This window comes from Citrobacter sp. RHBSTW-00570, from assembly GCF_013739755.1.
In the GTDB taxonomy this organism is placed as follows: Bacteria; Pseudomonadota; Gammaproteobacteria; order Enterobacterales; family Enterobacteriaceae; genus Citrobacter; species Citrobacter braakii.
Genome location: NZ_CP056399.1, coordinates 4,173,406 through 4,193,164, shown reverse-complemented (window position 1 = coordinate 4,193,164; position 19,759 = coordinate 4,173,406). Strand labels below are relative to the sequence as shown.

Below are 19,759 nucleotides of genomic sequence, written 5' to 3'. Positions count from 1 at the left end.
ATTAAGCCAATAATAGATTCCGATGAAGCGATGAGACAACGAAGGGGTCATCTATGCGTCAGTTCTGGTTGAAATACTTTACCGCGACGGAAAAATCGTCCTGGTTGGCTTGCCTGAGCGCACCGCAGCGCTTAAAGATGCTCGAAGAACTGATGCAGTGGGAGGTGACAGCCTGACTCCTGAATTGGGAATTGCAGACATCATGTGTGACTGAGTATTGGTGTTAATCGCCGCGCCAGCAGATAATCACTGCTGGCTTTTTTTGTTTCTGCAGCGCTAAAAGGAACTGTAATGCTCTGGATTATGACCATGGGACGGCGCCTCAACGGCGTTTACGCGGCATTTATGCTGGTCGCTTTTATGATGGGCGTAGCAGGTGCATTGCAGGCACCCACGCTGAGCTTGTTCCTGAGCCGTGAAGTCGGGGCGCAGCCGTTTTGGGTCGGGCTGTTTTATACCGTCAATGCGATTGTCGGGATCGTTGTCAGCCTTGCCCTCGCGAAACGATCCGACAGCCAGGGCGACAGGCGCAAGCTGATCATGTTCTGCTGCCTGATGGCAATCGGAAACGCGCTGCTGTTTGCGTTTAATCGCCACTATCTCACGCTTATCACCTGCGGTGTGCTGCTGGCCTCGCTGGCGAATACCGCCATGCCGCAGCTGTTTGCGCTGGCGCGGGAATACGCTGATAACTCCGCGCGTGAAGTGGTGATGTTTAGCTCGGTGATGCGTGCGCAGCTTTCGCTGGCCTGGGTAATTGGACCGCCGCTGGCCTTCATGCTGGCGCTGAATTACGGCTTTACGGCGATGTTTTCCATTGCCGCAGGGATTTTCGCCATTAGCCTGGTGCTGATTGCGCTGATACTGCCGTCAGTCACGCGGGTGGAGCAACCTGTTGACGTACCGCTGGAACAGACCGGCGGTTGGCAGGACAAAAATGTGCGCATGTTGTTTATTGCCTCCACGCTGATGTGGACCTGCAATACCATGTACATCATCGATATGCCGCTGTGGATAAGCCTTGAGCTGGGGTTACCGGACAAGCTGGCCGGGCTCCTGATGGGGACGGCGGCTGGGCTGGAAATTCCGGCGATGATCCTGGCGGGCTACTATGTGAAGCGCTTTGGCAAACGGCGAATGATGATCGCGGCCGTCGCGGCGGGCGTACTGTTTTATCTTGGTTTGATCTTCTTTCACAGCCGCACGGCGCTGCTGGTGCTGCAACTATTTAATGCAGTATTTATCGGTATCATCGCCGGGATAGGAATGCTGTGGTTTCAGGATCTTATGCCAGGGCGTGCGGGGTCAGCGACCACATTATTTACCAACAGTATTTCAACGGGGGTCATTCTCGCGGGAGTGATTCAGGGGGCTGTTGCGCAAAGCTACGGTCACTTTGCCGTCTATTGGGTGATTGCGGCGATTTCTGTGATCACGCTGGTGATGACCGGGCGGGTAAAGGACGTTTGATTTTTGGAGTGCCGGATGCGCTGCGCTTATCCGGCACCACAAGGACTAGCGCATAAACGCTGGCTGCTTGTCTTCGTACTCGGTGATGGCTGCTTCATGCTGCAGCGTCAGCCCGATGCTGTCCAGACCGTTCAGCATGCAGTGGCGGCGGAAGTCGTCGATTTTAAAGCTGTAGGACTTATCGCCCGCTTTCACCACCTGCGCTTCCAGATCCACTTCAAATTTAATGCCCGGATTGGCTTTCACCAGGGCGAACATTTCATCTACCTGCGCATCGCTCAGGGTCACCGGCAGCAGTTGGTTATTGAAGCTGTTGCCGTAGAAGATGTCGGCGAAGCTTGGCGCGATCACCACTTTAAAGCCGTAATCGGTCAGCGCCCATGGCGCATGTTCACGGGAAGAGCCGCAGCCAAAGTTTTCCCGCGCCAGCAGAATTGACGCGCCTTTATATTCCGCGAAGTTCAGTACGAACTCTGGGTTAGGCTGTTGCCCTTTTTCATCCAGAAAACGCCAGTCGTTAAACAGATGAGCGCCAAAACCGGTGCGCGTAACCTTCTGCAAAAACTGTTTGGGAATAATCGCGTCGGTATCCACGTTGGCGGCATCCAGTGGGACAACCAGGCCGGTATGTTGGGTAAATTTCTCTGCCATGGTAGTTTCCTTATTTGATGCTGCGAATGTCGGCAAAATGACCGGTAACGGCGGCAGCGGCGGCCATGGCCGGGCTGACTAAATGTGTGCGACCACCGCGGCCCTGGCGGCCTTCAAAGTTACGGTTGCTGGTGGATGCACAGCGCTCGCCTGGGTTCAGGCGGTCATTGTTCATGGCCAGACACATGGAACAGCCCGGTAAACGCCATTCAAACCCGGCTTCGATGAAGATCTTGTCCAGACCTTCCGCTTCAGCCTGCGCTTTCACCGGACCAGAACCCGGCACAACCAGCGCCTGTACGCCTGGCGCAACTTTGCGCCCTTTGGCGATTTGGGCCGCAGCGCGTAAATCTTCAATACGCGAGTTGGTACAGGAACCGATAAACACTTTATCGATGGCCACTTCTGTTAACGGAATGCCCGGTTTCAGCCCCATATATGCCAGCGCTTTTTCAGCCGATGCGCGCTCAACGGGATCGGAAAATGACGCCGGGTCGGGAATATTATCGTTCACCGAGATGACCTGACCCGGGTTCGTACCCCAAGTGACCTGCGGTGCGATCTCTTCTGCCTGCAGGGTAACGATGGTATCAAACGTCGCGTTGTCGTCGGTTTTCAGCGTTTTCCAGTACGCAACCGCGTTGGTAAAATCCTCACCCTTCGGTGCGTGTAAACGACCCTGCACATAGTTAAAGGTGGTTTCATCCGGTGCGACCAGACCCGCTTTGGCGCCCATTTCAATGGCCATGTTGCACAGGGTCATACGGCCTTCCATGCTCAGCGCACGGATGGCTTCGCCACAAAATTCAACGACGTGCCCGGTACCGCCTGCACTACCGGTTTTACCGATAATCGCCAGCACGATATCTTTGGCGGTAATGCCAGGTGCTGCCGTGCCGTTAACTTCAATCTTCATGGTTTTGGCACGCCCCTGTTTCAGGGTCTGCGTCGCCAGAACGTGTTCAACTTCAGAGGTGCCAATACCAAAGGCCAGCGCGCCAAACGCGCCGTGTGTGGCGGTGTGGGAGTCGCCGCAAACGATGGTCATACCCGGCAACGTTACGCCTTGCTCAGGCCCCATCACGTGAACGATCCCCTGATACGGGTGGTTCAGGTCGTACAGTTCGACGCCAAATTCATTGCAGTTTTTGATTAATTCCTGCATCTGAATGCGCGCCATTTCGCCGGAAGCGTTAATGTCTTTGGTTTGCGTGGAGACGTTATGGTCCATGGTGGCAAAGGTTTTACCCGGCTGGCGCACCTGACGGCCATGCGCACGCAGGCCATCAAACGCCTGCGGAGAGGTCACTTCATGCACCAGATGTCTGTCGATATACAACAGCGGGGTTTCGTTTTGCGCTTCGTAGACGACGTGCGCATCGAACAATTTTTCGTATAACGTTTTGGCCATGATTACACCCCTTCTGCGACGTAACGGGCAATAATGTCACCCATTTCATCGGTACCGACTGCGGCAGCGCCACGGGCTAAGTCACCGGTGCGAATACCTTCTTCTAATGCGCGGTTGATGGCGCTCTCAATTGCGGTTGCCGCATCATTGGCATCCAGGCTGTAGCGCAGCAGCAGCGCCAGCGAAAGGATTTGGGCGATAGGGTTAGCAATGTTTTTCCCGGCGATATCCGGAGCGGAGCCGCCAGCGGGCTCGTACAGACCAAAGCCCTGCTCATTCAGGCTGGCGGACGGTAACATCCCCATTGATCCGGTGATCATGGCGCATTCGTCAGACAGAATGTCGCCAAACAGGTTGGAGCACAGCAGCACGTCGAACTGGGATGGATCTTTGATCAACTGCATCGTCGCGTTGTCGATGTACATATGCGCCAGCTCAACATCCGGATATTCATTAGCAATTTCATTGACGATTTGGCGCCACAGAATAGACGTTTGCAGTACGTTGGCTTTATCAATCGACGTGACTTTGCGGCGACGCTGGCGAGCAGATTCAAACGCGATACGTGCGATACGCTCGATCTCGAAACGGTGATAAACCTCGGTATCAAAGGCTTTTTCATGTTGTCCGCTGCCTTCGCGGCCTTTTGGCTGACCGAAGTAGATACCGCCGGTCAGTTCGCGCACGCACAGGATGTCGAAACCGTTCGCGGCAATATCTGCGCGCAGAGGGCAAAATGCTTCCAGACCCTGGTACAGCTTAGCCGGGCGCAGGTTGCTGAATAATTTGAAGTGTTTACGCAACGGCAGCAGCGCGCCGCGTTCAGGCTGCTGGTTTGGTGGCAGATTTTCCCATTTCGGGCCGCCAACGGAGCCAAACAGAATGGCGTCAGCTTGCTCACAGCCTTCAACCGTCGCAGGCGGCAGCGGCTGACCATGGTTATCGATAGCGGCACCCCCCACGTCGTAGTGGCTGGTGGTAATGCGCATGTTAAAACGGTTGCGGATTGCGTCCAGTACCTTCAGGGCTTGCGCCATCACTTCCGGGCCAATACCGTCGCCCGGCAAAACAGCAATATGATAATTCTTCGACATCACACGGTTTCCTTGTTGTTCTCGTTGTTCTGAGCTTTGCGTTGCAATTCTTTTTCGACTTCTTCGGCGCGCCAAATGTTGTTCAGCACATGAACCATCGCTTTCGCGGACGATTCGACGATATCTGTTGCCAGACCGACGCCGTGGAAGCGGCGACCGTTATAATTAGCAACGATATCCACCTGGCCCAGCGCATCTTTACCGTGCCCTTTGGCGGTCAGGCTGTATTTCACCAGTTCGATGTTGTACTCGGTCACACGGTTGATGGCCTGATAAATGGCATCGACCGGACCGTTACCGTTCGCCGCTTCGGCTTTGACTTCTTCACCGCAGGCCAGCTTGACGGAGGCGGTGGCGATGTCATTTGAGCCGGACTGCACGCTGAAGTAATCCAGACGGAAATGCTCCGGCTCTTCCTGCTGTTTATTAATAAAGGCCAGCGCTTCCAGGTCGTAATCAAATACCTGACCTTTTTTATCCGCCAGCTTCAGGAATGCGTCGTACAGGTTGTCCAGGTTGTATTCATTCTCTTTATATCCCATCTCGTCCATACGGTGTTTCACTGCGGCGCGTCCGGAACGGGAAGTCAGGTTCAACTGCACCTGGTTCAGACCGATGGATTCAGGCGTCATGATTTCGTAGTTTTCACGATTTTTCAGTACGCCGTCCTGATGGATGCCAGAGGAGTGGGCAAAGGCGCCGCTACCGACAATGGCTTTGTTGGCCGGAATGGGCATGTTGCAGATTTGGCTGACTAACTGACTGGTACGCCAGATTTCCTGGTGATTAATGCGGGTCTGTACGTTCAGGATATCTTTGCGCACTTTGATCGCCATGATCACTTCTTCCAGTGAGCAGTTACCGGCGCGTTCGCCGATACCGTTCATCGCGCCTTCCACCTGGCGAGCACCGGCGTGGACGGCCGCCAACGCGTTGCCAACGCCCAGACCTAAATCATCATGGGTGTGCACGGAGATGATGGCTTTATCGATATTCGGTACGCGTTCATACAGACCAGAAATGATTGCTCCGAATTCGAAAGGCATGGTGTAGCCAACGGTATCGGGGATATTGATGGTTTTGGCACCCGCATTAATCGCGGCTTCGACCACGCGGGCCAGATCGGCAATAGGGGTACGGCCAGCATCCTCGCATGAGAACTCCACGTCATCCGTATAATTACGCGCACGCTTCACCATGTAGACTGCTCGCTCGATCACTTCATCCAACGTGCTGCGCAATTTCGTCGCGATATGCATCGGCGAGGTGGCGATGAACGTATGAATGCGGAAAGCCTCAGCGACCTTCAGAGATTCTGCGGCAACGTCGATATCTTTTTCTACGCAGCGGGCTAAGGCGCAAACGCGGCTGTTCTTAACCTGACGGGCAATGGTTTGTACGGACTCAAAGTCACCCGGTGAAGAGACCGGAAAACCGACCTCCATCACGTCAACGCCCATACGCTCGAGGGCCAGCGCAATCTGCAGTTTTTCTTTCACACTCAGGCTCGCCTGTAACGCCTGTTCACCGTCACGTAAGGTGGTATCGAAAATAATGACTTGCTGGCTCATGGTTTAGGTCCTTGGTCTTTAGGGCGCCTTGCTTCGAGCATAAAAAAACCCGCGCAACGGCGCGGGTTTTTTGTCTTAACTGGAGCTGACTTAATGCTAAATGTCGTCCACCAGTCTACCGCGCAATGAGAATGCGTTTAGTAGTAGTAGACCGATAAAACGAGCAATGTAAGTCATCAATCAAGCTCCAGGCGAATGCGATATGCTTTTAGTGGTACTGGATATGAAGACTGATGTCAACCCCATTCCCTGCAAATGCTCCCGTTAAGGGGGAAAGTTTCTGATAAACTTAAGCGAATTGTGCTGAATTTCTCAGGGTATATAAAATTAATCATCTGATCGTTGAACATATTTTTCACGGTTTGACATATTTAAGCATATTTATTTGCATTTATGGTAACGAAGAACTAAAGATAACGCCTCATTTGGGATTTCATATCTTTATGATTTATCAGCTTTTATATTCATTTTGAATGGATGAAACCAATGTGTTACCCAATAATTGATAAATTAATGTTAACTTTTAATGTGTTAATAATAGAAATGTTTAATTAAAACTTAAATACATATTCACTGTGCGTATGATTGTGTATTCGCCACGCTTATGGTTATATTGTTTTCGAAATTTAAACATATGAATCATCGCGCAGTGACATCTGCCGCACTACGCTTGTGGTGTTCTTTTGTACAATTAGATTTGTGCCTTTATGTTTTCCTAATTTTAATGTTTTTCCTTTTTCTTATTTTATATGCATGGTAAATCATATTAACGGAGATTATTTCTGCACTCCGTCTGGGAAAAGGGAGTTTAGAGTGACAGTGGAGTTAAATATGCCAGAAGTAAAAATAATAGATAAATCTAATCTCATAGAGATGGGGAAGCCACAGCTTCGCATGGTTGATCTTAATTTATTAACTGTTTTTGATGCGGTGATGCAGGAACAAAATATTACGCGTGCTGCACATACGCTGGGGATGTCGCAACCCGCTGTCAGTAATGCGGTCGCACGCCTGAAAGTCATGTTTAACGATGAGCTTTTTGTTCGTTATGGCCGTGGAATCCAGCCGACAGCAAGAGCCTTCCAGCTGTTTGGCTCCGTTCGTCAGGCATTGCAATTAGTGCAGAATGAACTGCCTGGTTCTGGCTTTGAACCTACCAGCAGCGAGCGTGTATTCAATCTTTGCGTATGCAGTCCATTGGATAATATTCTAACTTCGTTGATTTATAATCGAGTTGAACAAGTCGCGCCGAACATTAATGTCGTTTTTAAATCTTCACTAAATCTAAATACCGAGCACCAATTACGTTATCAGGAAACTGAGTTTGTTATTAGCTATGAAGAATTCCGTCGTCCGGAATTTACCAGTGTTCCGTTATTCAATGACGAAATGGTGTTAGTGGCAAGCAAAAAACATCCGCGCATTAGTGGCCCATTGCTGGAAAGCAATCTCTATCATGAACAGCATGCCGTGGTTTCGCTCGATCGCTTCGCCTCATTCAGCCAGCCGTGGTATGACACACCGGATAAACAATCCTGCGTGGCTTATCAGGGAATGGCATTAATCAGCGTGCTTAATATTGTGTCGCAAACGCACCTGGTCTCTATTGCGCCGCGTTGGTTGGCGGAAGAGTTCGCCGATTCTTTAGAACTGCAGATATTGCCTTTACCTTTAAAATTGAATAGCCGCACATGTTATCTTTCCTGGCATGAGGCTGCGGGGCGCGATAAAGGACATCAATGGATGGAAGAACTGTTGGTCTCCGTCTGTAAGAAGTAGCCGCTGGCAGAATAAATCGGGGAATACATCTGGTTTATTCTGCTTTTATCTTTATATCTAAAATTTTGTGCTGAACTCGACTTTTTACGTATGTCCGAAAGTGTAAAAAAATAGACTAATTGCTGTAAGTCCACCTTTTTAAGCGATTATTTATCATATCAATTGCTTATGCTGGTTTAATTCTCCATTTATTCAATTCTTACCTCCGTTTTATTCTTATTTACTCCAGTGCCACCCCTTCGGAGTCAATTGCCATGCGTCATCGTCAGCGGTTAATGTGTTGTTAAACCGTAATTCATTATAAGAGTGAGGCAAGCCATGGAGATGTTGTCTGGAGCCGAGATGGTCGTCCGATCGCTTATCGATCAGGGTGTGAAGCAGGTATTCGGTTATCCCGGGGGGGCCGTCCTCGATATTTATGATGCATTGCATACGGTCGGCGGTATTGATCATGTGTTAGTCCGTCATGAGCAAGCCGCGGTACATATGGCTGATGGCCTGGCGCGTGCCACGGGAGAAGTGGGCGTCGTTTTGGTCACTTCCGGACCAGGGGCAACCAATGCGATCACCGGGATTGCAACGGCATATATGGATTCCATTCCGCTGGTGATCCTCTCCGGCCAGGTCGCCACCTCCCTGATTGGCTACGATGCCTTTCAGGAGTGCGACATGGTGGGTATATCCCGCCCGGTGGTAAAACACAGTTTTCTGGTTAAACAAACGGAAGATATCCCGCAGGTGCTGAAAAAAGCCTTCTGGTTGGCGGCAAGCGGTCGTCCGGGGCCGGTGGTGGTGGATTTGCCGAAAGATATTCTGAATCCGGCGAAAAAACTGCCCTATAGCTGGCCGGAGTCGGTGAGTATGCGTTCGTATAACCCGACAACGACCGGGCACAAAGGACAGATAAAACGTGCTTTGCAGACGCTGGTCGCGGCGAAGAAACCGGTTGTCTATGTTGGTGGTGGCGCGGTGAATGCCGCCTGTCACGAACAACTGGGGCAAATTGCCGAAGCACTTAATCTGCCGGTTGTCTCCTCGCTGATGGGGTTAGGCGCGTTTCCGGCCACGCATCGCCAGGCGCTGGGAATGTTGGGCATGCATGGTACTTACGAAGCGAATATGACCATGCATCATTCTGATGTGATCTTTGCCGTCGGCGTTCGTTTTGACGATCGAACGACCAATAACCTGGCAAAATATTGCCCGAATGCGACCGTGCTGCATATCGACATCGATCCGACCTCAATTTCAAAAACCGTCACTGCGGATATTCCGATTGTGGGCGATGCTCGCCTGGTGCTGGATCAGATGCTTGAACTGCTGCCGCAGGAGAAATCGCAGCAGCCGCTGGATGATAACCGTGACTGGTGGCAACAGATCGAACACTGGCGCGCTCGTCAGTGCCTGAAATACGACACGCAAAGTGAAAGTATTAAACCGCAGGCGGTGATTGAAACCATCTGGCGTCTAACGAAAGGGGATGCATACGTGACCTCTGACGTTGGCCAGCATCAAATGTTTGCCGCACTTTACTATCCGTTCGATAAACCACGCCGCTGGATTAACTCAGGCGGCCTCGGCACCATGGGATTCGGTTTACCCGCGGCGTTAGGGGTGAAAATGGCGCTGCCGGATGAAACAGTGGTGTGCGTCACCGGGGATGGCAGCATTCAGATGAACATCCAGGAACTGTCGACGGCGCTGCAATATGAGCTACCGGTACTGGTGCTCAACCTTAACAACCGCTATCTCGGCATGGTCAAACAGTGGCAGGACATGATTTACTCCGGGCGTCACTCCCAGTCTTACATGCAGTCGCTACCTGATTTTGTGCGCCTTGCTGAAGCTTATGGGCATATCGGTATCCAGATTAATCATCCAGGCGAACTGGAGAGCAAGCTGGGCGAAGCGCTGGAACATGTGCGTAACCATCGCCTGGTGTTTGTTGATGTCACCGTCGACGGCAGTGAGCATGTCTACCCGATGCAGATTCGTGGGGGCGGGATGGACGAAATGTGGTTAAGTAAAACGGAGAGGACCTGATTATGCGCCGGATATTATCAGTATTGCTGGAAAACGAGTCGGGTGCATTGTCACGTGTGATTGGCCTCTTCGCCCAGCGCGGATACAACATTGAAAGCCTGACCGTCGCGCCGACTGACGACCCGACCTTATCGCGGATGACGATTCAAACGGTAGGGGATGAGAAAGTCCTGGAGCAGATCGAAAAGCAGCTACACAAACTGGTGGATGTTCTGCGCGTCAGCGAACTGGGGCAGGGCGCCCACGTTGAACGAGAAATCATGCTGGTGAAAATCCAGGCCAGCGGCTATGGCCGGGAAGAGGTGAAACGCAACACGGAGATATTCCGTGGGCAAATCATCGATGTTACGCCGTCGATCTACACCGTACAGCTGGCGGGCACCAGCGATAAGCTGGATGCGTTTCTGGCAACGCTACGGGAAGTCGCCAAAATCGTGGAAGTTGCCCGTTCCGGCGTGGTGGGGCTTTCCCGCGGCGATAAAATTATGCGCTAACGCTTACCTGACCTACGCGAGATGCATTGGCTATCGGTTGCTTTTTTTTGCGAAATCAGCAGTAACCAGAGACAAAAGCGGTTGCCGCAGTCATTATTCTGCGCTTAGATGTTAAGAAGTTTAACCCATGCCATCTCAAAGGTTATGGTTTGTACATTTTACGCAAGGGGCAATTGTGAAACTGGATGAAATCGCTCGGTTGGCCGGCGTTTCGCGAACGACTGCAAGCTACGTTATTAACGGCAAAGCAAAGCAATACCGCGTAAGCGACAAAACGGTTGAAAAAGTCATGGCGGTGGTGCGTGAGCATAATTACCACCCGAATGCCGTGGCGGCCGGGCTGCGTGCTGGACGCACACGTTCCATCGGGCTGGTGATCCCGGATCTCGAGAACACGAGCTATACCCGGATCGCAAACTATCTGGAGCGCCAGGCGCGTCAGCGCGGGTATCAACTACTGATTGCCTGCTCTGAAGATCAGCCGGATAACGAAATGCGCTGTATTGAGCATCTTTTACAACGTCAGGTTGATGCCATTATCGTTTCGACTTCCTTGCCGCCTGAACATCCGTTTTATCAGCGCTGGGCGAACAGTTCATTCCCGATTGTGGCGCTGGATCGCGCGCTGGATCGTGAACATTTCACCAGCGTGGTGGGCGCAGACCAGGATGATGCGCAGATGCTGGCGGAGGAGTTACGTAAATTCCCTGCTGAAACCGTGCTCTATCTGGGGGCGCTTCCTGAATTGTCCGTCAGTTTCCTGCGCGAACAGGGTTTCCGTACCGCGTGGAAGGACGATCCGCGTGAAGTGCATTTTCTCTATGCCAACAGCTATGAGCGGGAGGCGGCCGCGCAGTTATTTGATAAATGGCTGGAAACGCATCCAATGCCTCAGGCGCTGTTTACCACGTCGTTTGCCCTGTTGCAGGGGGTGATGGATGTGACCCTGCGCCGCGACGGGCAGTTACCGTCTGATTTAGCGATTGCGACTTTTGGCGACCACGAGCTGCTCGACTTCCTGCAGTGCCCGGTTCTGGCGGTGGCGCAGCGCCATCGAGATGTCGCGGAACGCGTGTTGGAGATTGTGTTGGCAAGCCTGGATGAGCCGCGTAAACCCAAACCAGGTTTAACGCGTATACGGCGTAATCTGTACCGTCGCGGTATTCTAAGCCGTAACTAAGTTGCCTCAATTGATGATGTCGGCGGATAAGCCTCTGACATCATCAATTATCCCGTTCTCGGAAATAACCGCATTATAATTAAGAATATTCTTTAGAATTATCTGAAATTGATTCTTCTATTATGCCGAATTAAAAATGCAACTATCCATTTTTGGGTAATTGAGACGTAACGATGCGTTACGGTTGTATTATTTTGTTACAAGCATGTAGGGATTTGCCGAATTAACAAACACTTTACTGGTGTGTTGCGACAATCTCGCCCTTATCTCGCTCCTGTGCGGCGTACAGACTGATTAACTGGTACTGTTATCTCGCTGCATATTGTCCTAAAATGCCGCTCGCGTCGCAAACTGACACTTTATATTTTTCTTTTGATGATATTCAGTTGTTTTAAACAATCATGAGTTGTTGGATTTTTTTCTTACAAATATTCATGACGTTAATTTGCTTCGTTTGCTGTACGGAATTTGTTCAACGCTGATATTAGCCGTAAACAATGGGTTTTTTGCTCCGCTAAGCGCCGTGACTTGCTTGACAAGGTTTTCCTCCGCTCCGTAAACTCCTTTAAGTGGGAATTTGTGGGATAAAGTGGTAATCGGGGGTGAGGCTGGCATGTTCCGGGGAGCAACGTTAGTTAATCTCGACAGTAAAGGGCGCTTATCTGTGCCTACCCGTTATCGGGATCAACTGCTCGAGAGCGCTACCGGTCAAATGGTTTGCACCATTGACATCCATCACCCGTGCCTGCTGCTGTACCCCCTGCCTGAATGGGAAATTATCGAGCAGAAGTTATCGCGTCTGTCGAGCATGAATCCAGTTGAGCGTCGCGTACAGCGCCTGTTGTTGGGTCATGCTAGCGAATGTCAGATGGATAGCGCTGGCCGATTATTGATAGCGCCCATTCTGCGGCAACACGCAGGGCTAACGAAAGAAGTGATGCTGGTTGGGCAGTTCAATAAGTTTGAGCTGTGGGATGAAACGACCTGGTATCAACAGGTCAAGGAAGATATCGACGCTGAGCAGTCTGTTACCGGCGCGCTGTCGGAACGATTGCAGGATTTGTCTCTATAAAATGATGGAAAATTATAAACATACAACGGTGTTGCTGGATGAAGCCGTAAACGGCCTGAATATTCGTCAAGACGGCATCTACATTGACGGGACATTTGGTCGCGGTGGTCACTCACGTCTGATCCTCTCGCAACTTGGCGAAGAGGGGCGTTTACTGGCCATCGATCGCGATCCGCAGGCGATTGCCGTTGCAAAGACGATTACCGATCCCCGTTTTTCCATCGTCCATGGTCCTTTTTCTGCGCTGGCTGATTATGTCGCCGAGCGCGGACTTACCGGTAAGATCGACGGGATTCTTCTCGATCTTGGGGTTTCTTCTCCACAGCTTGATGATGCTGAGCGCGGATTCTCATTTATGCGTGACGGTCCGTTAGATATGCGTATGGACCCAACACGCGGTCAGTCAGCGGCCGAATGGCTGCAAACCGCCGATGAAGCAGACATTGCCTGGGTGATTAAAACCTTTGGCGAAGAGCGCTTCGGCAAACGTATTGCTCGCGCCATCGTAGAGCGCAACCGCATCGAACCGATGACCCGCACTAAAGAGCTGGCGGAAGTGATTGCGGCGGCAATGCCGGTGAAAGACAAATTCAAACATCCCGCGACCCGTACCTTCCAGGCGGTGCGCATTTGGGTGAACAGTGAACTGGAGGAGATAGAGCAGGCGCTAAAAAGCTCGCTCAGCGTGCTGGCACCAGGTGGTCGCCTTTCGGTAATCAGTTTCCATTCGCTTGAAGATCGCATTGTTAAACGCTTTATGCGCGAACAAAGCCGTGGTCCTCAGGTTCCGGCTGGAATACCGATGACCGAAGCGCAGATCAAAAAGCTGGGCGGCCGTGAGTTAAGAGCACTAGGCAAGATGATGCCGGGTGAAGAAGAGGTAGCTGAAAATCCTCGTGCCCGTAGTTCAGTTCTGCGTATTGCAGAGAGGACGAACGCATGATCAGCAGAGTGACAGAAGCCCTCAGCAAAGTTAAAGGATCGATAGGAAGCAACGAGCGCCATGCCTTGCCTGGCGTGATCGGTGACGATCTTTTGCGGTATGGGAAGCTGCCACTCTGCCTGTTCATTTGCATTATTTTGACGGCGGTTACCGTCGTGACAACAGCACACCATACGCGGTTACTGACCGCGCAGCGTGAGCAGCTGGTTCTGGAGCGAGATGCGCTGGATATCGAATGGCGCAACTTGATCCTTGAGGAGAACGCGCTCGGCGACCATAGCCGTGTTGAACGGATCGCAACGGAAAAGCTGCAAATGCAGCATGTTGATCCCTCACAAGAAAATATCGTAGTACAAAAGTAAGGATAAACGCGACGCATGAAAGCAGCGGCAAAAACGCACAAGCCAAAACGCCAGGAAGAACAAGCCAACTTTATCAGTTGGCGTTTTGCGTTACTGTGCGGCTGTATTTTGCTGGCACTGGGTTTTCTGCTGGGGCGCGTTGCCTGGCTGCAAATCATCGCGCCGGACATGCTGGTGCGTCAGGGCGATATGCGCTCTCTGCGCGTACAGGAAGTGTCCACATCGCGCGGGATGATTACCGACCGTTCAGGTCGTCCGCTGGCGGTGAGCGTTCCGGTTAAGGCGATTTGGGCCGACCCCAAAGAGGTGCATGACGCAGGCGGCGTAAGCGTTGGTGAACGCTGGAGAGCGCTGTCGACCGCGCTGAATCTCCCGCTCGATCAACTGGCTTCCCGCATTAACGCCAACCCGAAAGGGCGCTTTATCTATCTGGCGCGTCAGGTAAACCCTGACATGGCTGACTACATCAAAAAACTGAAGCTGCCAGGCATTCACCTGCGCGAAGAATCCCGCCGTTACTATCCTTCCGGAGAAGTGACCGCTCACCTTATCGGCTTTACTAACGTCGACAGCCAGGGGATTGAAGGCGTTGAGAAGAGCTTCGACAAATGGCTCACCGGGCAACCGGGCGAACGTATTGTACGTAAAGACCGTTATGGCCGCGTCATTGAGGATATTTCCTCAACCGACAGCCAGGCGGCGCATAACCTTGCGCTAAGTATCGATGAGCGTTTACAGGCGCTGGTCTACCGCGAACTGAATAACGCCGTGGCGTTTAACAAGGCGGAGTCAGGCAGTGCGGTACTGGTGGATGTGAACACCGGTGAAGTGCTGGCGATGGCCAACAGCCCGTCCTACAACCCGAACAATCTCACCGGTACGCCGAAGGATGCGATGCGTAACCGTACGATTACCGACGTGTTTGAACCGGGTTCCACTGTCAAACCGATGGTGGTGATGACGGCGCTGCAGCGTGGCGTGGTTCGCGAAAATACCGTACTTAACACTATCCCTTACCGAATTAATGGCCACGAAATTAAAGACGTGGCGCGTTATAGCGAATTGACCCTCACCGGGGTTTTGCAGAAGTCGAGTAACGTCGGTGTTTCCAAGCTGGCGTTAGCGATGCCGTCCTCAGCGTTAGTAGACACTTACTCACGTTTTGGGCTGGGAAAAGCGACCAATTTGGGGTTGGTCGGAGAACGCAGTGGCTTATATCCTCAAAAACAACGGTGGTCTGACATAGAGAGGGCCACCTTCTCTTTCGGCTACGGGCTAATGGTAACGCCGTTACAGTTAGCGCGAGTCTATGCAACGATCGGCAGCTATGGCGTTTATCGGCCACTGTCGATCACCAAAGTTGACCCTCCTGTTCCGGGCGAGCGTATCTTCCCGGAATCAACCGTGCGTACCGTGGTGCACATGATGGAAAGCGTGGCGCTGCCCGGCGGCGGCGGCGTGAAGGCGGCGATTAAAGGCTATCGTATCGCCATTAAAACCGGTACGGCGAAGAAAGTAGGGCCGGATGGCCGCTACATCAACAAATACATTGCTTATACCGCAGGCGTTGCGCCTGCGAGTCAGCCGCGCTTCGCGCTGGTTGTTGTTATCAACGATCCGCAGGCGGGTAAATACTACGGTGGCGCCGTTTCCGCGCCGGTCTTTGGTGCCATCATGGGCGGCGTACTGCGCACCATGAACATCGAGCCGGATGCGCTGACAACGGGCGATAAAAATGAATTTGTGAATAATCAAGGCGAGGCAACAGGTGGCAGATCGTAATTTGCGCGACCTTCTTGCTCCATGGGTGCCGGGTGCACCGGAGCGAGCACTGCGGGAGATGACGCTCGACAGCCGTATGGCTGCATCGGGCGATCTCTTTGTCGCAGTATTGGGTCATCAGGCGGACGGGCGTCGGTATATCCCGCAGGCGATAGCGCAAGGTGTGGCTGCCATTATTGCAGAAGCAAAAGATGAAGCTACTGACGGTGAAATCCGTGAAATGCACGGCGTTCCAGTTATCTATCTCAGTCAGCTTAACGAACGTTTATCTGCACTGGCGGGCCGCTTTTACCACGAGCCTTCTGAAAAAATGCGACTGGTCGGCGTGACCGGGACCAACGGTAAAACCACCACCACCCAATTGCTGGCACAGTGGAGCCAACTGCTTGGCGAAACCAGCGCGGTGATGGGAACAGTCGGCAATGGCCTGCTGGGCAAAGTGATCCCGACGGAAAATACCACCGGTTCAGCCGTTGATGTCCAGCATGTGCTGGCAGGGCTGGTTGCACAAGGCGCAACGGTTGGCGCAATGGAAGTGTCTTCACACGGTCTGGTTCAGCATCGCGTGGCGGCGCTGAAGTTTGCCGCATCAGTATTTACTAACTTAAGCCGCGACCATCTTGATTACCACGGCGACATGGAACATTACGAAGCCGCGAAATGGCTGCTGTATTCCACGCACCATTGCGGCCAGGCCATCGTTAATGCGGATGATGAAGTCGGTCGTCGCTGGTTGGCCAAACTTCCGGATGCGGTTGCCGTATCGATGGAAGATCACATCAACCCGAACTGTCATGGTCGTTGGTTAAAGGCGATTGACGTGAATTATCACGACAGCGGGGCAACAATTCGTTTTACCTCCTCATGGGGTGACGGCGAAATTGAAAGTCGCCTGATGGGCGCGTTTAACGTCAGCAATCTGCTGTTGGCGCTGGCAACGCTGCTGGCGTTGGGATATCCGTTAGCTGATTTACTGAAAACGGCGACACAATTACAGCCAGTTTGTGGGCGCATGGAAGTGTTCAGCGCGCCGGGTAAAACCACCGTTGTGGTTGATTATGCCCATACGCCAGATGCGCTGGAAAAAGCGCTGCAGGCGGCACGTCTGCACTGTACTGGAAAACTGTGGTGCGTCTTTGGCTGCGGCGGCGATCGCGACAAAGGCAAACGTCCGTTGATGGGCGCGATTGCCGAGCAGTTTGCTGATGTTGTCGTGGTGACCGATGACAACCCGCGTACCGAAGAGCCGCGCGCCATTATCAACGACATTCTGGCGGGTATGCTGGATGCCGGACAGGCAAAAGTGATGGAAGGTCGTGCAGAGGCTGTGACAAACGCCATTATGCAGGCGAAAGAAAACGACGTGGTGCTGGTGGCCGGGAAAGGTCACGAAGACTACCAGATCGTTGGCTCGCAACGCCTCGACTATTCTGACCGCGTCACGGCAGCGCGTCTGCTGGGAGTAATCGCATGATTAGCGTAACGCTCAGCCAACTGGCGGAGATCCTCCGTGGCGAACTGAAAGGAGCCGATCTGACTCTTGATGCGGTGACAACTGATACGCGTAAAGTTACGCCGGGTTGCCTGTTTGTCGCGCTGAAAGGCGAACGCTTTGATGCCCACGATTTCGCAGACAAGGCGCAAGAGAGCGGGGCGGGTGCGCTGCTGGTCAGCCGTCCGTTGGACACCAACCTGCCGCAGCTGATTGTTAAAGATACTCGTCTGGCGTTTGGTGAACTGGCGGCATGGGTACGCGCCCAGGTTTCGGCGCGCGTTGTCGCGCTGACCGGCTCTTCCGGTAAAACGTCTGTCAAAGAGATGACCGCATCCATTCTGAGTCAGTGTGGCAACACCTTATATACCGCGGGCAACCTGAATAACGACATCGGCGTACCGATGACGCTGTTGCGCTTAAACAACGATTACGACTATGCCGTGATTGAGCTTGGCGCTAATCATCAGGGCGAAATCGCCTGGACCGTTGGCCTGACGCGTCCGGAAGCGGTGCTGGTGAACAACCTGGCAGCCGCGCATCTGGAAGGCTTTGGTTCACTGGCGGGCGTTGCGAAGGCAAAAGGTGAGATTTTTACCGGCCTGCCAGCGAACGGAATCGCCATTATGAATGCCGACAATAACGACTGGCTGAACTGGCAGAGCATTATCGGCGATCGTAAAGTCTGGCGCTTCTCCCCGAATGCGGCCAACAGCGACTTTTCGGCGGCCAATGTTCATGTGACTTCACACGGCACAGAGTTTTCTCTGCAAACGCCAACCGGAAGCATTGATGTTCTGCTGCCGCTGCCGGGTCGTCACAACATTGCTAACGCCCTGGCGGCGGCTGCGCTCTCTATGGCGGTAGGCGCGACGCACGAAGCGATTAAAGCGGGTCTGAAGGAACTGCAAGCGGTACCGGGGCGTCTGTTCCCGATTCAACTGGCAGAAAATCAGCTACTGCTGGATGACTCCTATAACGCAAATGTCGGGTCAATGACCGCAGCGGTAAACGTGCTGTCCGAAATGCCGGGCTACCGCGTGCTGGTCGTTGGCGATATGGCAGAGCTTGGCGCGGAAAGCGAAGCATGCCACGTGCAGGTGGGTGACGCTGCGAAGGCTGCAGGTATCGACCGTGTGCTGAGTACAGGGAAACTGAGTCAGGCAATTAGCCATGCCAGCGGTGTAGGTGAGCATTTTGCGGATAAAACCGTGTTGACCGCGCATCTTAAGGCGCTGATTGCAGAACATCAGATTATGACGATTTTAGTGAAGGGTTCACGTAGTGCCGCCATGGAAGAGGTAGTACGCGCATTACAGGAGAATGGGACATGTTAGTTTGGCTGGCCGAACATTTGGTCAAATATTATTCCGGCTTTAACGTCTTTTCCTATCTGACGTTTCGCGCCATCGTCAGCCTGCTGACCGCGCTGTTCATCTCTTTGTGGATGGGCCCGCGCATGATCGCCCGCTTGCAAAAAATGTCCTTTGGACAGGTCGTGCGTAACGACGGTCCGGAATCACACTTCAGTAAACGCGGTACGCCGACCATGGGCGGGATTATGATCCTTACCGCGATTGTTATCTCCGTACTGCTGTGGGCATACCCGTCGAACCCGTACGTATGGTGCGTGCTGGTGGTATTGGTCGGTTACGGCATTATCGGTTTTGTCGATGACTACCGCAAAGTGGTACGCAAAGACACCAAGGGCCTGATCGCGCGCTGGAAATACTTCTGGATGTCGGTGATTGCGCTGGGCGTGGCCTTTGCCCTGTATCTGGCTGGTAAAGATACCCCGGCCACTGAGCTGGTGGTGCCGTTCTTTAAAGACGTGATGCCGCAGTTGGGGCTGTTCTACGTGCTGCTGGCGTACTTCGTGATTGTGGGGACTGGCAACGCGGTCAACCTCACCGATGGTCTGGATGGTCTGGCGATTATGCCGACCGTGTTTGTGGCCGCAGGTTTTGCGTTGGTAGCGTGGGCGACCGGTAACATGAACTTCGCCAACTATCTGCATATTCCCTATTTACGTCATGCCGGCGAATTAGTGATCGTCTGTACGGCAATTGTCGGTGCGGGGTTAGGCTTCTTGTGGTTTAACACCTATCCGGCGCAGGTCTTTATGGGCGACGTCGGATCGCTGGCGCTGGGCGGCGCGCTGGGCATTATTGCCGTGCTGCTGCGTCAGGAGTTCCTGCTGGTGATCATGGGCGGTGTATTCGTCGTAGAAACACTGTCGGTCATTTTGCAGGTTGGCTCCTTTAAGCTGCGCGGACAGCGCATCTTCCGTATGGCGCCGATCCACCATCACTATGAACTGAAAGGCTGGCCGGAACCGCGCGTAATTGTGCGCTTCTGGATTATTTCGCTGATGCTGGTGCTGATTGGCCTGGCAACGCTGAAGGTACGTTAATC

Annotated in this window: 18 protein-coding genes; 13 read left to right on the top strand and 5 right to left on the bottom strand. The window is 52.8% G+C overall.

The features are described from left to right. The first annotated feature begins 53 nt into the window (after positions 1-53). Together sgrT and HV237_RS19940 are read left to right on the top strand one after the other, a co-directional pair. On the top strand, positions 54-176 hold the full coding sequence (sgrT, locus tag HV237_RS19945; RefSeq protein WP_016151681.1) for a glucose uptake inhibitor SgrT: 123 nt from the start codon (positions 54-56) through the stop codon (positions 174-176). A 115-nt stretch (positions 177-291) separates the two neighbouring features. Then, on the top strand, positions 292-1,470 hold the full coding sequence (locus tag HV237_RS19940) for a sugar efflux transporter (RefSeq protein ID WP_047358334.1): 1,179 nt from the start codon (positions 292-294) through the stop codon (positions 1,468-1,470). A gap of 45 nt (positions 1,471-1,515) precedes the next feature. Here HV237_RS19940 and leuD read toward each other — a convergent pair whose 3' ends face one another. The 5 genes from leuD to leuL form a co-directional block, all read right to left on the bottom strand. Continuing rightward, positions 1,516-2,121, bottom strand: a complete 606-nt coding sequence (gene leuD, locus HV237_RS19935) for a 3-isopropylmalate dehydratase small subunit (RefSeq protein WP_047358333.1) — start codon at positions 2,119-2,121, stop codon at positions 1,516-1,518. A gap of 10 nt (positions 2,122-2,131) precedes the next feature. Next, positions 2,132-3,532: a 3-isopropylmalate dehydratase large subunit gene (gene leuC, locus HV237_RS19930; protein WP_047358332.1), complete on the bottom strand. Its 1,401-nt coding sequence runs from the start codon at positions 3,530-3,532 to the stop codon at positions 2,132-2,134. A gap of 2 nt (positions 3,533-3,534) precedes the next feature. After that, positions 3,535-4,626 (bottom strand): 3-isopropylmalate dehydrogenase, encoded by a 1,092-nt coding sequence (gene leuB, locus HV237_RS19925; RefSeq protein WP_016155686.1) that lies wholly within the window; start codon positions 4,624-4,626, stop codon positions 3,535-3,537. Beyond that, on the bottom strand, positions 4,626-6,197 hold the full coding sequence (leuA, locus tag HV237_RS19920) for a 2-isopropylmalate synthase (RefSeq protein ID WP_016151686.1): 1,572 nt from the start codon (positions 6,195-6,197) through the stop codon (positions 4,626-4,628). The genes leuB and leuA overlap by 1 nt, the downstream gene beginning before the upstream one ends. Before the next feature lie 96 nt (positions 6,198-6,293). After that, complete coding sequence (gene leuL / locus HV237_RS19915) at positions 6,294-6,374, bottom strand: leu operon leader peptide (RefSeq protein ID WP_135107961.1); 81 nt, start codon at positions 6,372-6,374, stop codon at positions 6,294-6,296. Positions 6,375-7,028: 654 nt separating this feature from the next. On the opposite strand from leuL, the gene leuO reads away from it, so the two are divergent. The 11 genes from leuO (at position 7,029) to mraY (ending at position 19,757) form a co-directional block, all read left to right on the top strand. After that, the gene (leuO, locus tag HV237_RS19910) at positions 7,029-7,976 is read left to right on the top strand and encodes a transcriptional regulator LeuO (RefSeq protein WP_016151687.1); all 948 of its coding nucleotides are present in this window, start codon (positions 7,029-7,031) and stop codon (positions 7,974-7,976) included. Positions 7,977-8,294: 318 nt separating this feature from the next. Next, positions 8,295-10,019, top strand: a complete 1,725-nt coding sequence (gene ilvI / locus HV237_RS19905) for an acetolactate synthase 3 large subunit (protein WP_016151688.1) — start codon at positions 8,295-8,297, stop codon at positions 10,017-10,019. Positions 10,020-10,021: 2 nt separating this feature from the next. Further along, complete coding sequence (gene ilvN / locus HV237_RS19900) at positions 10,022-10,513, top strand: acetolactate synthase small subunit (protein ID WP_003829566.1); 492 nt, start codon at positions 10,022-10,024, stop codon at positions 10,511-10,513. 175 nt (positions 10,514-10,688) lie between these two features. Then, on the top strand, positions 10,689-11,693 hold the full coding sequence (cra, locus tag HV237_RS19895; protein WP_016151689.1) for a catabolite repressor/activator: 1,005 nt from the start codon (positions 10,689-10,691) through the stop codon (positions 11,691-11,693). 613 nt (positions 11,694-12,306) lie between these two features. Continuing rightward, positions 12,307-12,765 (top strand): division/cell wall cluster transcriptional repressor MraZ, encoded by a 459-nt coding sequence (gene mraZ / locus HV237_RS19890; protein ID WP_005124560.1) that lies wholly within the window; start codon positions 12,307-12,309, stop codon positions 12,763-12,765. Between the two features lies 1 nt (position 12,766). Beyond that, entirely contained in the window at positions 12,767-13,708 is a 942-nt protein-coding gene (gene rsmH / locus HV237_RS19885) for a 16S rRNA (cytosine(1402)-N(4))-methyltransferase RsmH (protein ID WP_047358331.1), read from the top strand. Beyond that, positions 13,705-14,070 (top strand): cell division protein FtsL, encoded by a 366-nt coding sequence (gene ftsL, locus HV237_RS19880; protein ID WP_006686695.1) that lies wholly within the window; start codon positions 13,705-13,707, stop codon positions 14,068-14,070. Before rsmH ends, ftsL begins: the two co-directional genes overlap by 4 nt. A gap of 15 nt (positions 14,071-14,085) precedes the next feature. After that, positions 14,086-15,852 (top strand): peptidoglycan glycosyltransferase FtsI, encoded by a 1,767-nt coding sequence (ftsI, locus tag HV237_RS19875; protein WP_016151691.1) that lies wholly within the window; start codon positions 14,086-14,088, stop codon positions 15,850-15,852. Continuing rightward, complete coding sequence (gene murE, locus HV237_RS19870; RefSeq protein ID WP_016151692.1) at positions 15,839-17,326, top strand: UDP-N-acetylmuramoyl-L-alanyl-D-glutamate--2,6-diaminopimelate ligase; 1,488 nt, start codon at positions 15,839-15,841, stop codon at positions 17,324-17,326. The genes ftsI and murE overlap by 14 nt, the downstream gene beginning before the upstream one ends. Next, the gene (murF, locus tag HV237_RS19865; RefSeq protein ID WP_181541587.1) at positions 17,323-18,681 is read left to right on the top strand and encodes a UDP-N-acetylmuramoyl-tripeptide--D-alanyl-D-alanine ligase; all 1,359 of its coding nucleotides are present in this window, start codon (positions 17,323-17,325) and stop codon (positions 18,679-18,681) included. Before murE ends, murF begins: the two co-directional genes overlap by 4 nt. Then, positions 18,675-19,757, top strand: coding sequence for a phospho-N-acetylmuramoyl-pentapeptide-transferase (mraY, locus tag HV237_RS19860; protein WP_016151694.1), 1,083 nt, complete (start codon positions 18,675-18,677; stop codon positions 19,755-19,757). The genes murF and mraY overlap by 7 nt, the downstream gene beginning before the upstream one ends. Positions 19,758-19,759: the final 2 nt, after the last annotated feature.

Coding starts and splice junctions, on each gene's coding strand:
- sgrT (WP_016151681.1), top strand. CDS start 54: ATGCGTCAGTTCTGGTTGAAATACTTTACCGCGACGGAAAAATCGTCC.
- HV237_RS19940 (WP_047358334.1), top strand. CDS start 292: ATGCTCTGGATTATGACCATGGGACGGCGCCTCAACGGCGTTTACGCG.
- leuD (WP_047358333.1), bottom strand. CDS start 2,121: ATGGCAGAGAAATTTACCCAACATACCGGCCTGGTTGTCCCACTGGAT.
- leuC (WP_047358332.1), bottom strand. CDS start 3,532: ATGGCCAAAACGTTATACGAAAAATTGTTCGATGCGCACGTCGTCTAC.
- leuB (WP_016155686.1), bottom strand. CDS start 4,626: ATGTCGAAGAATTATCATATTGCTGTTTTGCCGGGCGACGGTATTGGC.
- leuA (WP_016151686.1), bottom strand. CDS start 6,197: ATGAGCCAGCAAGTCATTATTTTCGATACCACCTTACGTGACGGTGAA.
- leuL (WP_135107961.1), bottom strand. CDS start 6,374: ATGACTTACATTGCTCGTTTTATCGGTCTACTACTACTAAACGCATTC.
- leuO (WP_016151687.1), top strand. CDS start 7,029: ATGCCAGAAGTAAAAATAATAGATAAATCTAATCTCATAGAGATGGGG.
- ilvI (WP_016151688.1), top strand. CDS start 8,295: ATGGAGATGTTGTCTGGAGCCGAGATGGTCGTCCGATCGCTTATCGAT.
- ilvN (WP_003829566.1), top strand. CDS start 10,022: ATGCGCCGGATATTATCAGTATTGCTGGAAAACGAGTCGGGTGCATTG.
- mraZ (WP_005124560.1), top strand. CDS start 12,307: ATGTTCCGGGGAGCAACGTTAGTTAATCTCGACAGTAAAGGGCGCTTA.
- rsmH (WP_047358331.1), top strand. CDS start 12,767: ATGATGGAAAATTATAAACATACAACGGTGTTGCTGGATGAAGCCGTA.
- ftsL (WP_006686695.1), top strand. CDS start 13,705: ATGATCAGCAGAGTGACAGAAGCCCTCAGCAAAGTTAAAGGATCGATA.
- ftsI (WP_016151691.1), top strand. CDS start 14,086: ATGAAAGCAGCGGCAAAAACGCACAAGCCAAAACGCCAGGAAGAACAA.
- murF (WP_181541587.1), top strand. CDS start 17,323: ATGATTAGCGTAACGCTCAGCCAACTGGCGGAGATCCTCCGTGGCGAA.
- mraY (WP_016151694.1), top strand. CDS start 18,675: ATGTTAGTTTGGCTGGCCGAACATTTGGTCAAATATTATTCCGGCTTT.